Annotated in this window: 14 protein-coding genes; 11 read left to right on the plus strand and 3 right to left on the minus strand. The window is 41.4% G+C overall.

Translation table 11 applies throughout. The features are described 5' to 3' along the window. Position 1 precedes the first annotated feature (1 nt). Both ppnN and dusA read right to left on the minus strand, forming a co-directional pair. On the minus strand, positions 2 to 1381 hold the full coding sequence (ppnN, locus tag DY200_RS00795; protein ID WP_115586542.1) for a nucleotide 5'-monophosphate nucleosidase PpnN: 1380 nt from the start codon (positions 1379 to 1381) through the stop codon (positions 2 to 4). 68 nt (positions 1382 to 1449) lie between these two features. Next, positions 1450 to 2418 (minus strand): tRNA dihydrouridine(20/20a) synthase DusA, encoded by a 969-nt coding sequence (dusA, locus tag DY200_RS00800; protein ID WP_374189186.1) that lies wholly within the window; start codon positions 2416 to 2418, stop codon positions 1450 to 1452. Between the two features lie 352 nt (positions 2419 to 2770). Between dusA and DY200_RS00805 the strand changes: the two genes are divergently transcribed. After that, positions 2771 to 3748: a ribonucleotide-diphosphate reductase subunit beta gene (locus tag DY200_RS00805; RefSeq protein WP_005600172.1), complete on the plus strand. Its 978-nt coding sequence runs from the start codon at positions 2771 to 2773 to the stop codon at positions 3746 to 3748. Continuing rightward, the gene (locus DY200_RS00810) at positions 3735 to 5399 is read left to right on the plus strand and encodes a ribonucleoside-diphosphate reductase subunit alpha (RefSeq protein WP_115586544.1); all 1665 of its coding nucleotides are present in this window, start codon (positions 3735 to 3737) and stop codon (positions 5397 to 5399) included. The genes DY200_RS00805 and DY200_RS00810 overlap by 14 nt, the downstream gene beginning before the upstream one ends. 134 nt (positions 5400 to 5533) lie before the next feature. Here the strand turns inward: DY200_RS00810 and nfuA are convergent, their stop codons facing one another. Then, a complete protein-coding gene (gene nfuA, locus DY200_RS00815; protein ID WP_005600176.1) occupies positions 5534 to 6133 on the minus strand; it encodes a Fe-S biogenesis protein NfuA in 600 nt (199 codons plus the stop codon). 454 nt (positions 6134 to 6587) lie between these two features. On the opposite strand from nfuA, the gene DY200_RS00820 reads away from it, so the two are divergent. The 9 genes from DY200_RS00820 (at position 6588) to mnmA (ending at position 15315) form a co-directional block, all read left to right on the plus strand. After that, positions 6588 to 7937: a Na(+)-translocating NADH-quinone reductase subunit A gene (locus tag DY200_RS00820; RefSeq protein ID WP_115586545.1), complete on the plus strand. Its 1350-nt coding sequence runs from the start codon at positions 6588 to 6590 to the stop codon at positions 7935 to 7937. Between the two features lie 4 nt (positions 7938 to 7941). After that, entirely contained in the window at positions 7942 to 9174 is a 1233-nt protein-coding gene (locus DY200_RS00825; protein ID WP_115586546.1) for an NADH:ubiquinone reductase (Na(+)-transporting) subunit B, read from the plus strand. A 2-nt stretch (positions 9175 to 9176) separates the two neighbouring features. Further along, positions 9177 to 9950, plus strand: a complete 774-nt coding sequence (locus DY200_RS00830; RefSeq protein ID WP_005595866.1) for a Na(+)-translocating NADH-quinone reductase subunit C — start codon at positions 9177 to 9179, stop codon at positions 9948 to 9950. Next, the gene (locus DY200_RS00835) at positions 9950 to 10573 is read left to right on the plus strand and encodes an NADH:ubiquinone reductase (Na(+)-transporting) subunit D (protein ID WP_005595868.1); all 624 of its coding nucleotides are present in this window, start codon (positions 9950 to 9952) and stop codon (positions 10571 to 10573) included. The genes DY200_RS00830 and DY200_RS00835 overlap by 1 nt, the downstream gene beginning before the upstream one ends. Before the next feature lies 1 nt (position 10574). Further along, positions 10575 to 11171: an NADH:ubiquinone reductase (Na(+)-transporting) subunit E gene (gene nqrE / locus DY200_RS00840; protein WP_005595869.1), complete on the plus strand. Its 597-nt coding sequence runs from the start codon at positions 10575 to 10577 to the stop codon at positions 11169 to 11171. 10 nt (positions 11172 to 11181) lie between these two features. Further along, positions 11182 to 12411, plus strand: a complete 1230-nt coding sequence (nqrF, locus tag DY200_RS00845; RefSeq protein ID WP_005595870.1) for an NADH:ubiquinone reductase (Na(+)-transporting) subunit F — start codon at positions 11182 to 11184, stop codon at positions 12409 to 12411. Between the two features lie 206 nt (positions 12412 to 12617). Then, positions 12618 to 13649 carry an FAD:protein FMN transferase gene (locus DY200_RS00850; RefSeq protein WP_115586547.1) on the plus strand — a complete coding sequence of 344 codons (1032 nt, stop codon included), beginning with the start codon at positions 12618 to 12620 and terminating at the stop codon, positions 13647 to 13649. Positions 13650 to 13661: 12 nt separating this feature from the next. After that, entirely contained in the window at positions 13662 to 13907 is a 246-nt protein-coding gene (gene nqrM / locus DY200_RS00855; protein ID WP_005595875.1) for a (Na+)-NQR maturation NqrM, read from the plus strand. A 238-nt stretch (positions 13908 to 14145) separates the two neighbouring features. After that, positions 14146 to 15315 (plus strand): tRNA 2-thiouridine(34) synthase MnmA, encoded by a 1170-nt coding sequence (gene mnmA / locus DY200_RS00860; RefSeq protein WP_115586548.1) that lies wholly within the window; start codon positions 14146 to 14148, stop codon positions 15313 to 15315. Positions 15316 to 15340 lie beyond the last annotated feature (25 nt).

The following is a 15340-nucleotide window of genomic DNA, read 5'->3' on the forward strand; positions in this document are numbered from 1 at the left end:
CCTATTTCTCCGTATTCGGCAGAATTTGGTAGCATGGTTTATAAGCTTCTCCGGTCGGCAATTTCATTCGGTGTTGAGTAATAAACGTTTGTAACAAGCGATCGATTTTGTCCAATAATTTGCGATCGCCCTGTAATTGGAACGGACCGAATTGTTCGATCAAATCTTGTGTTGCCGGTTTGATATTACCCGCCACAATACCGGAAAACGCTCGGCGTAAATTTGCCGCAAGCCGTTCGGTCGGCTGATCAAAATGTAAATTCAAATCGCTCATATTTTGATGGGTCGGCTCAAACGGATGGGTAAATTCATCGGAAATATGCAAAGACCAGTTAAAGCTATACGAATCGGCAAGCTCTAAGCGTTGCTGTTTGATTTCTTTCATCGCTTTCGCCATTCTTTGTGCGACCAATATCGGATCATCGATGATAATTTCATACATTTGTTGCGCTTCTTTACCTAAGGTTTCACCGATGAATCGGTCGATAGTGGTAAAATAGTCGGCACTTTCTTTCGGTGCGGTAAGAATAACCGGCAGTTTTTGCGCTTTATTCGCCGGATTCAGTTTCACGCCTAAAATATAGAGTAACTCTTCTAATGTGCCTGGGCCGCCGGGGAAGATCACAATACCGTGTCCCATACGTACGAACGCTTCCAGACGTTTTTCGATATCCGGCATAATGATTAATTCGGTTACGATCGGATTCGGCGGTTCGGAAGCAATAATAGACGGCTCGGTGATACCGATAAAGCGACTGTGTTTATAACGTTGATTGGCATGACCGATGGTCGCCCCTTTCATCGGTGCTTCCATTACGCCGGTACCGCAACCGGTAACGATATTAAATTGGCGTAATCCGAGTTCGGTGCCGACCGCACGACAATATTGATATTCGGTTTGGTTAATCGAGTGTCCGCCCCAGCAAACAATCAGATTCGGATCCGATCCGATTTCCAACGCTTTGGCATTGCGTAAAATCGAAAACACAAGATTGGTAATATATTTATTATCTTCCTGCGGCGAAGTATGTTGCCCGATGTATTGGTAAAGCGCATTGACAAACACAATATCGCGTAACACCGCAAATAAATGATATTGAATATTGACGATCATTTTGCCATCGACAAAGGCGGATTTCGGCGGGTTATGCAATTCGAGCGATACGCCTTTTTCTTTAGTAAGCAAGTTAATGTCGAAGTCGGGATATTGATTAAGAAGTGCGCGACTATCGTCGGTTACCGCACCTGAGTTCAGTACGGCAAGAGAGCAGTTTCGATAGAGTGAATAGAGATTGCCCTGCGCATTTTTGGTGAGTAATTCCATCTCTAAGTGAGATAGTTGGTCAAGGCTACCTTTTGGATTGACGCAATGAACGGCCATAAGTTTTCCCTTAAATCCAAATAAAAACATTATCTGAATTTAAGGGAGAAATAGCAAATTTAATTACTTTATTGTACAAAGCTAAGCGCTTGTTCCACCACTTCAACGCCTGCGCCTTGTTTAGTCGCATTTTCGCTTAAATGACGACGCCATTGGCGTGCGCCTTTGCGGTTTTGGAATGCGCCTAACATATGACGAACGATATGATTTAAATACACACCTTTCTGCGTTTGCACTGCAATATAAGGCAACATTTTTTCCACTGCTTCACGGGCGGTGACAAGCGGTCGATTTTCACCGAAAATTTGCGAATCGATTTCACCTAATAGTGACGGATTCTGATAGGCTTCACGCCCCACCATTACGCCATCGACAAATGCTAAGTGCTGTTTGATTTCTTCAATAGTTTTAATCCCGCCGTTAATTGAAATATTCAAATGCGGAAAATCGCGTTTCAGTTGATAGACACGCTCATAATCAAGCGGTGGAATTTCACGATTTTGTTTCGGACTTAAACCGGACAACCATGCTTTGCGAGCATGAACGATGAAATCGTTGCTATACGGCTGTACTTTCTCAATAAAATCACATAAAAATTCGTAACTGTCCAAGTCATCAATGCCGATACGATGTTTAACCGTCACCGGAATTTGCACCGCATCTTGCATTGCTTTGATACAGTCGGCAACCAAATCGGCTTTTGCCATTAAACAAGCACCGAACATCCCATTTTGCACACGGTCGGAAGGGCAACCGACGTTTAAATTGATTTCGGCATAGCCGCGTTCTTCAACTAATTTGGCACAATGCGCAAGCTGTGCCGGATCGCTACCGCCGAGCTGTAACGCAACCGGATTTTCACTCGGATCGTATTCAAGCAGATCGTATTTGGCGTGAATGATCGCCGGCGCGGTGATCATTTCGGTATAAAGTAAAGCGTGTTGGCTAAATTGACGATGAAAATAGCGACAATGACGAGTAGTCCAATCCAGCATCGGCGCAACGGAAAAACGTCCACGGTAAAATTGATTTTGCATAAGATTATTCATACATAAAAATAACAAGCGGTGGAATTTAGCCGATTTTTGGTAAATTTGGGGCTAAATTTGACCGCTTGTATAGAGTTCAAAATTTTATTTATCATACTATAAAATACGGGCGAATTCACGGTTTTTAGGCATTACAAAATATTTGATTATAATTAATACGATACAATATCTAGTATATTTTTAGCGGTAAAACACTAGATATGGGTTTGTAAATTAATAAAACTTTTTTCCTTTATAAATCAAGAAACTAACTAAAAAGAGAGTTTGTCAAGACTTGTGATTATAAAAATTTTTGCCTAAAATCCACGCCCATTACAACTTAGAATCGAGCCAAGGAATTATGTCTAGAAATCTCTTTGAAAAACGCTTGAATATCAAGCCGTATGAATACCCCGAATTATTGGAATTTAAAGATGCTATTCGCCATTCCTATTGGCTACATACGGAATTTAATTTTACCGGCGATATTCAGAACTACCGTATCGATATCAACGATCACGAACGTCACGTATTGACTCGAGCGATGTTGGCGATTTCCCAAGTGGAAGTGAACGTAAAACGCTTCTGGGGTGAGTTGTATCGTTATTTTCCGAAACCGGAAATGGATGATGTCGGCGGTACTTTCGCCGAATCGGAAGTTCGTCATAAAGACGCCTACTCGTTTTTATTAGAAAAATTAGGCCTAAACGAAATGTTTAGCCAAATCCAAGATATTGAACCGTTAATGAACCGCATCCGTTATATGGAATCGTTCATGAAGGATAAAGATGCGGGTAAAGGCGAATTCGTACTTTCACTCGTTTTATTCTCACTTTTCGTAGAACATATTTCCTTATTCGGTCAGTTCTTGATCATGATGTCGTTCAATAAGCATAAAAACCTGTTTAAAGGGATTTCGAATGCGGTTGAAGCGACCTCAAAAGAAGAAGAAATTCACGGTAAATTCGGTATTGCGTTATACGAAATTTTACGCGAAGAACACAGCGAACTGTTCACACCGGAATTTTTTGAAGATTTAAAAACCTTATCAAGCCAAGCATTTGAAGCGGAATGCGGGATTTTAGATTGGATTTTTGAAGAGGGCGATTTAAGTTTTATCAGCCGTGAAGAAGTGGAAAACTACATTCGTAGCCGTTATAACAACTCGTTAATGACGCTCGGTTTAGAACCGCCGTACGATGTAAATCCAGAATTATTAAAAGAAACCGAGTGGTTTGATATTGAAATTCTATCGACGAAAGAAACGGATTTCTTTAACAAACGTAGTACCGATTACAGCAAAAAAATGAAGCAGATTACCGCAGATGACTTATTCTAATTCTCGTCCTGATTTTGAATGGCTGAACGAAGACAGCCGCTTATTTTTACAACGTGGTTATTTACTTGAAGGAACCACCGCATTAGATCGTATCCGTTTTATCGCAGAACACGCCGAACGTAAACTCGGTATTGAAGGCTATGCGGATAAATTTTATCACTATATGGGACGCGGTTATTTCTCGCTTTCCTCACCGATTTGGTCGAACTTCGGTTTAGATCGCGGGTTACCGATTTCTTGCTTCGGTAGTTATATCGGCGACTCAATTCATGAAATTATGGTCACGACCGCCGAAGTCGGTATGATGAGTAAAATCGGAGGCGGTACGTCGGCTTATTTCGGTGATATTCGTCCGCGCGGTTCGGCAATCAGAAATAACGGTAAATCGGACGGTTCGTTTAACTTTAGTAAACTATTCGATACCGTTATTGATGTTATTTCTCAAGGTACGTCACGTAAAGGACAATTTGCCGGCTATATCGATATCGAACACGGCGATATTGACGAATGGCTAGATATTCATACCGAAGGTAATCCGATCCAATTAATGTACTATGGCGTATGTGTCGGTCATGATTGGTTGGAGTCAATGAAAGCGGGCGATCCGTATAAACGCCAGCTTTGGGCGAAATTGTTACAACGTAAAACCGAAACGGGTATTCCGTATTTATTCTTTAAAGATAATGCGAATGCCGGTCGTCCGGACGTATATAAAGATAAAAATATGACGGTACACGCTTCGAACTTATGTACCGAAATTATGTTGCCGTCAAGCTCGGACGAAAGTTTCGTTTGTTGTTTATCTTCAATGAACCTGCTTTATTTTGATGAGTGGAAAGATACCGATGCACCGGAAGTATTAACTTACTTCTTAGACGTGGTAATGAGCGAGTTTATCGAGAAAAGTAAAGATATGCCGTTCTTAGAGCGTGCGAATCGCTTTGCGACTCGTCACCGTGCGTTAGGTTTGGGCGTATTGGGCTGGCACAGTTATTTACAATCGCATAATATTGCGTTTGACAGCTTCCAAGCGATGCAGAAAAACAATTTAATCTTTAAAACGCTGCAAGAGAAAACCTTAAAGGCTTCGCAAGAATTAGCGAAACGTTTCGGTGAACCGGAACTTTTAAAAGGTTATGGTCGTCGTAATACCACTCTAATGAGTATCGCACCGACTAAATCAAGCAGTTTTATTTTAGGTAGCGTATCGCCGTCGGTCGAGCCGTTTAAATCTAACTACTATGTAAAAGATTTAGCGAAAATCAAAACCGTGTATAAAAACCCGTTCTTAGAGAAATTACTTAAGGAAAAAGGTTTGGATACGGAAGAAATTTGGGAATCGATTTTACATAATGACGGCTCCGTACAGCATTTGGAACAATTAACCGACGAAGAAAAAGAAGTATTTAAAACTTTCTCTGAAATCAGTCAGTTAAGCGTGATTCAGCAAGCGGCACAACGTCAGAAATATATCGACCAAGGTCAAAGTATTAATATTATGGTTCATCCGGCAACACCGGCACGTGATTTAAACCAATTATACTTAACCGCAGAAGAACTCGGTTTAAAATCAATTTATTACCAATACTCAATGAGTGCGGCGCAAGTCTTTAACCGTAACTTATTAAGCTGTTCTAGCTGTGAAGGTTAATTAGAAGCATTAAAAACACCACCGAAAGGTGGTGTTTTTATATCTGTCTTTAGCATTTGATAACCTGTCGGTTTGCCCGATTAAAAAAAGCACGAGTAAATTACTCGTGCTTTCCATTTATAACTTATCTAGGCTTAGTAGTAAGAATGTTCGCCGCGTTGATGTTCGGTTACATCTTTTACGCCCGCCAATTCATCAGGGAACATTGCTAACAATTGTTTCTCAATCCCTTCTTTTAAAGTGACGTCCACCATTGAACAGCCGTTACAACCGCCGCCGAATTGCAGAATCGCATATTTATCTTCGGTTACTTCGATTAATGTCACTCGACCGCCGTGGCTTGCCAATTGCGGATTTACTTGAGTTTGAATGACATAATCCAAACGTTCGATGAAAGGGGCGTCATCGGCAACTTTACGCATTTTCGCATTCGGCGCTTTTAAGGTAAGCTGCGATCCCATCGGATCCGTTACATAATCAATTTCGGCTTCATCTAAAAACGGTAAGCTGATTTCATCGACAAAAGCGGAGAAACCGTTGTATTCGAACTGAGTATCGGTTTCTTCAACCGCATTCGGCGGGCAATAAGATACGCCGCATTCGGCATTAGGCGTACCCGGATTTACTACAAAGATACGAATGTTGGTATTTTCTTCCTGTTGCTCTAAAAGACGGCGAAAATGTGTTTGCGCCGCTTCCGAAATTGAAATATGAATAGTTTCTTGTTGTTCCATTAGTTTTGTTCCAAGTGTAATAAATTAATTGACTAAATTTATCGGACATTCTACGCCTTACAGGCGGTTTTTTCTACTCAAAATTTTACAAATCCGAATTGTTACAAATTTTGCAAAAAGTTCATAAAAACGTACCGCTTATGAAAGCGAAAGGTTTAACTCTTAAGGGGTAATTGTTAAAAAATTGAGTAATAAATATTGATTTATTTCAAATTTTCAAGGGCTAGAGGATAAAAAAACCGTGTTTTTGTGGAAAGTGAGCCGATATTTAGGGTAAAATAGCTTGTTTATTTTATCTTGTGAAAAAATACAGGAAAAATCAGATTTGAGAACTTTATGTAGCTTCGGAAATAAGTGGGGGAATTCGTTTATTTCTATCTAAGTTACGGCTCAAGAGAAGCGATTGCGATTTTCGCAATCATATTTTTAACCCAACAAAAGTAGTGCAAATAATATGATTACAATCAAGAAAGGGTTGGATTTACCTATCGCAGGTACACCGGCACAAGTAATCCATAACGGCAATACCGTTAATGAAGTTGCGATGCTTGGCGAAGAATATGTGGGTATGCGTCCTTCAATGAAAGTTCGTGAAGGCGATGTAGTGAAAAAAGGTCAGGTTCTTTTTGAAGATAAAAAGAATCCGGGCATTGTATTTACTGCTCCTGCAAGCGGTACCGTGGTTACTATTAACCGCGGTGAAAAGCGTGTTCTTCAGTCGGTCGTGATTAAAGTTGAGGGTGATGAGCAAATTACCTTTACTCGCTATGAAGCTGCGCAATTAGCGTCGCTATCAGCCGAGCAAGTGAAACAAAATCTTATCGAATCGGGTTTATGGACTGCATTCCGTACTCGTCCGTTCAGTAAGGTTCCCGCATTGGACGCGATTCCGTCATCAATCTTTGTCAATGCTATGGATACTAATCCGTTAGCGGCGGATCCGGAAGTGGTTTTAAAAGAGTACGAAACCGATTTTAAAGACGGTTTAACTGTTTTAACCCGTTTATTTGACGGTCAAAAACCGGTTTACTTATGTAAAGACGCGGACAGCAATATCCCATTAAGTCTGGCGATTGAAGGTATCACGATTAAGTCGTTTAGCGGTGTTCACCCTGCCGGTTTAGTCGGTACGCATATCCACTTTGTTGATCCCGTAGGGGCGACCAAACAGGTTTGGCACTTAAATTATCAAGATGTGATTGCTATCGGTAAATTATTTACTACAGGCGAACTCTTTACCGACCGTATTATTTCGCTTGCCGGTCCGCAAGTGAAAAATCCGCGTTTAGTACGTACGCGTCTTGGTGCGAATCTTTCCCAATTAACCGCAAATGAGTTAAATGCCGGTGAAAACCGTGTGATTTCAGGTTCGGTATTGAGCGGTGCGACTGCGGCGGGTCCGGTTGATTACTTAGGCCGTTACGCATTACAAGTATCCGTACTGGCGGAAGGTCGTGAGAAAGAGTTATTCGGTTGGATTATGCCGGGTTCGGATAAATTCTCCATTACCCGTACCGTGTTAGGTCACTTCGGTAAAAAATTATTTAACTTCACTACGGCAGTTCACGGCGGTGAACGTGCAATGGTGCCAATCGGTGCCTATGAACGTGTAATGCCGTTAGATATTATTCCTACGTTATTACTTCGTGATTTAGCTGCCGGCGATACCGATTCTGCACAAAACTTAGGTTGTTTAGAGCTGGATGAAGAAGATTTGGCATTATGTACCTATGTTTGCCCGGGTAAAAATAACTACGGTCCGATGTTGCGTGCTGCGTTAGATAAGATCGAGAAGGAAGGTTAAGAAAATGGGTTTAAAAAATCTTTTTGAAAAGATGGAACCTGCGTTTCATAAAGGTGGAAAATATGAGAGATGGTACACGCTTTTTGAAGCGACATATACCATTCTTTATACACCGGGTACGGTGACTCGTAAAGACTCGCACGTACGTGACGCATTGGATTCTAAACGTATGATGATTATCGTATGGTTAGCGTTATTCCCGGCAATGTTCTGGGGGATGTATAACGTCGGTCATCAAGCGTTATTAGCGACAAATCATTTAGGTACATTAGCGGATTCGATTGCAAATAACTGGCATTACGGTTTTTCGGATGCGTTAGGCGCGACTTTAACCGCAGAAGCGGGCTGGGGCAGTAAAATGTTACTCGGTGCGACTTATTTCCTTCCTATCTATTTAACGATTTTCTTAGTAGGTGGTTTCTGGGAAGTCGTATTTGCGATGGTGCGTAAACATGAAATTAACGAAGGCTTCTTTGTTACTTCTATCTTATTAGCCTTAATCGTTCCGCCGACTCTACCGTTATGGCAAGCGGCGCTTGCTGCGACATTCGGTGTGGTTGTGGCAAAAGAAGTGTTCGGTGGCGTAGGTAAAAACTTTATGAATCCGGCATTAGCGGGTCGTGCGTTTTTATTCTTTGCTTATCCGGCACAGATTTCAGGCGATTTAGTGTGGACGGCCGCAGACGGTTTCTCCGGTGCAACGGCGCTTTCACAATGGGCGCAAGGCGGTCAAGGCGCGCTTAAACACGTGGTAACCGGTCAAGAAATTACTTGGATGGACGCATTCTTAGGTAACATTCCGGGCTCAATCGGCGAAGTATCTACATTAATGTTAATTATCGGTGCGGCGATTATCGTCTTTACACGTATCGCTTCATGGCGAATTATTGCCGGCGTGATGGTGGGTATGGCGGCAACGGCAACCGTATTCAACTTAATCGGTTCGGACACAAATCCGCTATTCTCAATGCCATGGCATTGGCACTTAGTGTTAGGCGGTTTCGCATTAGGTATGTTCTTTATGGCGACAGACCCCGTATCTGCGGCATTTACCAACAAAGGTAAATGGTGGTACGGTGCGTTAATCGGTGTGATGTGTGTTGTTATCCGTGTAGCAAACCCTGCATATCCGGAAGGTATGATGTTAGCAATTTTATTCGCTAACTTATTTGCTCCGATCTTCGACTACTTAGTAGTTCAAGGCAACATCAAACGTAGAAAAGCGAAGGCGGCATAAAAATGGCTAAATTTAATAAAGATAGCGTAAGCGGTACTTTAACCGTTGTTGTGTTATTAAGTTTAATCTGTTCTCTTATCGTAGCGGGTGCGGCAGTATTGCTTAAACCTACGCAAGATATTCAGAAAGTGCTTGATAAACAAAAAAATATTTTACAAGCGGCAGGTTTAATGCAGCCAAATACAAATGTGCAAGAAACCTATGCGAAATTCATCGAGCCGAAAATCGTTGATTTAGCGACCGGCGATTATGTTGAAGGTGTAAAAAACTTTGATGCGAAAGCAGCGGCGAAAGATCCTGCGCAAAACGTAGCGATCAATCCGGCTGACGATAAAGCGAATATCAAAGTACGCGCTAAATATGCGGAAGTTTATTTAGTAAAAGACGAAGCGGGCAAAGTAAACCAAGTGGTACTTCCTATGTACGGTAACGGCTTATGGTCTATTATGTACGGCTTTGTTGCGGTTCAACCTGACGCAAATACGGTAAACGGTATTACTTACTATGAACAAGGTGAAACGGCGGGTCTCGGTGGCGAAATCGCTAACCCTAACTGGCAGAAAAACTTTGTAGGTAAGAAATTATTCAATGCAAACAATGAAGTGGCATTAACCGTAGCTAAAGGTGCTTCGGAAGATAAAGATCACGGTATTGACGGTTTATCGGGTGCGACCTTAACGTCAAACGGTGTGGACGGCTCATTTAAATATTGGTTCGGTGCTAACGGCTTCGGTCCGTATTTAGCGAAATTTAAAGCAGCAATGGGAGCTAACTAATGGCGAGTAACAATCTTAAAAAGTTATTGTTATCTCCAATCGCGGATAACAACCCGATTGCATTGCAGATCTTGGGTATCTGTTCTGCATTAGCGGTAACTACTCAGTTACAAACAGCGGTAGTAATGGCGATTGCGGTAAGTTTAGTTACTGCTTTCTCCAGTATGTTTATTTCAATGATTCGTAACTATATTCCGAATAGTATCCGTATCATTGTACAAATGGCTATCATTGCATCACTTGTAATCTTAGTTGACCAAATTTTACGTGCGTATGCGTATGAACTGTCAAAACAGCTTTCTGTTTTCGTAGGTCTTATCATTACTAACTGTATCGTAATGGGGCGCGCGGAAGCGTTTGCAATGAAATCCGGTCCGGTAGAAAGTTTCGTTGACGGTATCGGTAACGGTTTAGGTTACGGTGCGATGTTAATTATCGTAGCGTTTTTACGTGAACTAATCGGTTCGGGTAAACTTTTCGGCGTAACTATCCTACAAACTGTTCAAGACGGCGGTTGGTATCAAGCAAACGGCTTATTCCTATTGGCGCCAAGTGCGTTCTTCATTATCGGTTTTGTGATTTGGGGAATCCGTACCTGGAAACCGGAGCAAGTGGAGAAATAAGATGGAACATTATTTAAGTCTATTTGTTAAGTCCGTATTCATTGAGAATATGGCACTTTCTTTCTTCCTTGGTATGTGTACATTCCTTGCGGTGTCTAAGAAAGTTTCAACTGCTTTTGGTTTAGGTATTGCGGTAATCGTCGTATTAGGTATTGCGGTACCGGCTAACCAATTAGTTTATACTCACGTATTAAAAGACGGCGCACTTGTTGAAGGTGTGGATTTAAGTTTCTTAAACTTCATCACGTTCATCGGTGTGATTGCGGCGCTTGTTCAAATCTTAGAAATGATTTTGGATAAGTTCTTCCCGGCATTATATAGTGCATTAGGGATCTTCTTACCGTTGATTACCGTAAACTGTGCAATCTTCGGTGGCGTATCATTTATGGTTCAACGTGAATATAACTTCACGGAATCGGTGGTTTACGGTCTCGGTGCCGGTACGGGTTGGATGTTAGCAATCGTTGCGCTTGCAGGTTTAACTGAAAAAATGAAATATTCTGACGTTCCGGCTGGTTTACGTGGTTTAGGTATTACCTTTATCACTGTAGGCTTAATGGCGTTAGGCTTTATGTCATTCTCGGGCATTCAATTATAAGGAGCATATCGTGGATAGTAATTTTATTTTCGGTATTATCGCATTTACTGCTCTGGTATTAGTGCTTGCGGTGATCATTCTTTTCGCTAAATCAAAATTAGTCGATTCAGGTGATATTACCATCTCGATCAACAACGATCCGGAAAAAGGCATTACGCTTCCGGCGGGTGGTAAATTACTTGGTGCTTTAGCGAGCAAAGGTATTTTCGTATCGTCAGCTTGCGGCGGCGGCGGCTCATGCGGTCAATGTAAAGTACAAGTAAAATCCGGCGGCGGTGAAATTCTTCCAACCGAGTTATCGCACATTTCTAAGAAAGAAGCGAAAGAAGGTTGGCGTTTAGCGTGTCAGGTAAACGTGAAATCTTCAATGGATGTTGAACTTCCGGAAGAAATCTTTGGTGTGAAAAAATGGGAATGTACCGTTATTTCTAATGATAACAAAGCAACCTTCATCAAAGAGCTTAAACTTCAAATTCCTGAAGGCGAAGAAGTACCTTTCCGTGCGGGCGGTTATATCCAAATCGAAGCGGATCCGCATACGGTTAATTATAAAGACTTCGATATTCCGAAAGAGTATCACGAAGACTGGGATAAATTTAACTTATGGCGTTATGTATCAAAAGTGGACGAGCATATTATTCGTGCTTACTCAATGGCTTCATATCCGGAAGAGAAAGGCATTATTATGCTAAACGTGCGTATTGCAACGCCTCCTCCACGTAATCCGGATGTTCCACCGGGTCAAATGTCTTCATACATTTGGTCGTTAAAACCAGGTGATAAAGTAACGATTTCTGGTCCGTTCGGTGAATTCTTTGCGAAAGAAACCGACAACGAAATGGTATTTATCGGTGGTGGTGCAGGTATGGCGCCGATGCGTTCACATATCTTTGACCAATTAAAACGTTTAAAATCTAAACGTAAAATGTCATTCTGGTATGGTGCTCGTTCTAAACGTGAAATCTTCTATCAAGAAGACTTTGACCAATTAGCGGCTGAAAACGATAACTTCGTATGGCACGTAGCGCTTTCAGATGCGTTACCGGAAGATAACTGGACAGGTTACACAGGCTTTATTCACAACGTACTTTATGAGAACTATCTGAAAAACCATGAAGCACCGGAAGACTGTGAATACTATATGTGTGGTCCACCAGTAATGAACGCAGCGGTAATCGGTATGCTGAAGAGCTTAGGTGTTGAAGACGAAAACATCTTATTAGATGACTTCGGTGGTTAATACCAAATCGAACAGGGTGTAAATGCACCCAGATTTACAAGCGGTGTGATTTGCAAAGTCTTTTGTAAATCACACCGCTTGAAGTGCTTTAAATTATTAGTGAAAAAGTTTGCTACTGCAGTCTTTTTCAATAGTAATTTTAATTTATAAGGGCGGGTAGATTGACTTGTTTAAAAATCTTACGCACTAAAATAAAGAGGTTTAATTTGAAACTTAAATCTATTTTAATTTTTGCAATATTGGCAATTTTTTTAACCGCTTGCAACAAAGCTCCAGAGCAAATTACCTTAAAAGGTAAAACGATGGGAACCACTTATACCGTTAAATATATTGATAACGGCGAGTTACAAAATCTTCCAAAATCCGAGGAAGTGCAAAAAACATTAGATGATTTGCTTAATCAAGTTAATAATGAAATGTCCACCTATCAGCCGGATTCGCAAATCAGCCGATTTAATGCGATGCAAGAGGCAAATAAGGCGGTGCAAATTTCGCCTGATTTTGCTAAGGTTGTGCGTGAAGCTACTCGGTTAAATCGGGTAACTGAAGGTGCGTTGGATGTTACGGTTGGTAAGCTGGTCAATTTATGGGGATTCGGTCCGGATAAACGCTTAAATAAATCACCGAGTGCAGAACAGATAGCAGCTCTTGCAGCGAGTGTAGGGATCGAGAAATTAAGTGTAAGTGATAATTCACTGATGAAATCTGTGCCTAATTTATACTTAGATCTGTCTTCTATCGCAAAAGGTTTTGGCGTAGATAAATTAGCGGAACATCTCGAAAGCCTCGGTTTAGCCAATTACTTAGTGGAAATCGGCGGCGAGTTGCGTGGTAAAGGGAAAAATTTACAAGGTGTCGATTGGCGTATTGCGATTGAGCAACCGACCTTAGCACAAGGTCAAGCGGCACAGATTACCGTGCCGTTACATAATTTGGGCATGGCGACTTCCGGTAATTACCGCAATTATTTCGAAGATGAACAAGGTAATCGTCTTTCGCATATTATCAATCCGAAAGAATTACGTCCGGTTAGCCATAAATTGGCTTCGATTACCGTATTTGCCCCGACCACAATGACGGCGGACGGTTTATCAACCGGTTTATTCGTCTTAGGACCGGAAAAAGCGTTAGAAGTGGCTGAACGTGAAAAGTTAGCGGTCTTTCTGATTATCAAGAACGGCGAGGCATTTGAAACCAAAATGTCGAGCGAATTTGAAAAATTAATTAACCAAAAATAATTGGAGTAAACAATGGAAACATTATTAATTACTTTCGGCTTTTTTATTGCCGTAATTTTTGCGATGTCGATTGGTTTTATCGTAAAAGGAAAAACAATCAAAGGTAGCTGTGGCGGTATTACTGCATTAGGGATGAAAAAAATGTGTGACTGTGAAGAGCCGTGCGATAATCTGAAAGCTAAAATGGCGGACGGTACGGCTGATCCTGAAGAAGTGGCACGTTTCAGCAAAGAACCGCAATTTTACGAAGTAAAATAAAAATATAAAAGACGATATCCCTCTCCCCTTGTGGGAGAGGGACAGATTTTTCTTTGTACAGAAGAAAAATCAGGGAGAGGGGAAAGCGGTTTAAAAATGGTTAAACCTTGAAGCCCCTTTCAATATTTTAATGGCACAAACATTCGGTTTGTGCCGTTTTCTATCTGTGTAAGTAAATACTTACCTATCTGTTAAACTAACCAATGTGCTTCGCCTTAACCGAAGTTACGGGAGAATTATGACAAATCAAACTCAACTTAGCTCAAAAACTTATGATACTCACTTTGCGAAATTAACCGCCGAACAGTTAGCGGAAAATGCGAAAAAGAAAGTGATTATCGGTATGTCCGGCGGCGTAGATTCATCAGTATCCGCTTTTATTCTGCAACAACAAGGCTATCAAGTTGAAGGCCTGTTTATGAAAAACTGGGAAGAAGACGATGATACCGATTACTGTACTGCTGCAGCGGATTTAGCCGATGCTCAAGCGGTGGCGAATAAATTAGGTATGAAGCTGCACAAAATCAATTTTGCGGCAGAATATTGGGACAATGTTTTTGAGCATTTCTTAAATGAATATAAAGCGGGTCGTACGCCGAATCCGGATATTCTATGTAATAAAGAAATCAAATTTAAAGCATTTTTAGAATATGCGGCGGAAGATTTAGGTGCGGATTATATTGCGACCGGCCATTACGTACGCCGTAGCGGAGATGACAACAACGCACAATTATTGCGTGGTTTAGATGCAAATAAAGATCAAAGTTATTTCCTTTACACGTTAAGCCATAAGCAAGTAGGGCAGAGCTTGTTCCCTGTTGGGGATATTGAAAAGCCGATTGTCCGTCAAATTGCTGAAGATCTCGGTTTAGCCACAGCCAAGAAAAAAGATTCGACCGGTATTTGTTTTATCGGCGAACGTAAATTTAAAGATTTCTTAGCACGTTATTTACCGGCACAACCGGGCGAAATCAGAACGGTGGACGGTAAAGTTGTCGGTCGTCATGACGGTTTAATGTATCACACCCTCGGTCAGCGTAAAGGCTTAGGGATCGGTGGTGTGAAAGGCTTGAGCGAAGATCCGTTTTATGTAGTGGAAAAAGACCTGATTAATAATGTGTTAGTCGTAGCACAAGGTCATGATAATTCGGCATTACTTTCAAGCGGTTTAATCGCAACTCAGCTACACTGGGTGGATCGTCAGCCGATTCGTGAAAATCTACGTTGCACGGTAAAAACACGTTATCGCCAAACGGATATCGCGTGTGAAATTCAGCCGATAGATGATGATACGATTCGCGTGATTTTTGATGAACCGCAAATTGCGGTAACCCCGGGACAATCAGCAGTCTTCTATCAAGGCGAAGTGTGCTTAGGCGGCGGTGTTATCGAAGAACAATTAAAATAAGTGATTGTTTACAATACATAAGCGG

Source organism: Actinobacillus lignieresii, from assembly GCF_900444945.1.
Classification (GTDB): Bacteria; Pseudomonadota; Gammaproteobacteria; order Enterobacterales; family Pasteurellaceae; genus Actinobacillus; species Actinobacillus lignieresii.

Excerpts from the sequence above, each read along its gene's own strand:
- ppnN (WP_115586542.1), bottom strand. The coding sequence starts at position 1,381 with ATGGCCGTTCATTGCGTCAATCCAAAAGGTAGCCTTGACCAACTATCT.
- dusA (WP_374189186.1), bottom strand. The coding sequence starts at position 2,418 with ATGCAAAATCAATTTTACCGTGGACGTTTTTCCGTTGCGCCGATGCTG.
- DY200_RS00805 (WP_005600172.1), top strand. The coding sequence starts at position 2,771 with ATGTCTAGAAATCTCTTTGAAAAACGCTTGAATATCAAGCCGTATGAA.
- DY200_RS00810 (WP_115586544.1), top strand. The coding sequence starts at position 3,735 with ATGACTTATTCTAATTCTCGTCCTGATTTTGAATGGCTGAACGAAGAC.
- nfuA (WP_005600176.1), bottom strand. The coding sequence starts at position 6,133 with ATGGAACAACAAGAAACTATTCATATTTCAATTTCGGAAGCGGCGCAA.
- DY200_RS00820 (WP_115586545.1), top strand. The coding sequence starts at position 6,588 with ATGATTACAATCAAGAAAGGGTTGGATTTACCTATCGCAGGTACACCG.
- DY200_RS00825 (WP_115586546.1), top strand. The coding sequence starts at position 7,942 with ATGGGTTTAAAAAATCTTTTTGAAAAGATGGAACCTGCGTTTCATAAA.
- DY200_RS00830 (WP_005595866.1), top strand. The coding sequence starts at position 9,177 with ATGGCTAAATTTAATAAAGATAGCGTAAGCGGTACTTTAACCGTTGTT.
- DY200_RS00835 (WP_005595868.1), top strand. The coding sequence starts at position 9,950 with ATGGCGAGTAACAATCTTAAAAAGTTATTGTTATCTCCAATCGCGGAT.
- nqrE (WP_005595869.1), top strand. The coding sequence starts at position 10,575 with ATGGAACATTATTTAAGTCTATTTGTTAAGTCCGTATTCATTGAGAAT.
- nqrM (WP_005595875.1), top strand. The coding sequence starts at position 13,662 with ATGGAAACATTATTAATTACTTTCGGCTTTTTTATTGCCGTAATTTTT.
- mnmA (WP_115586548.1), top strand. The coding sequence starts at position 14,146 with ATGACAAATCAAACTCAACTTAGCTCAAAAACTTATGATACTCACTTT.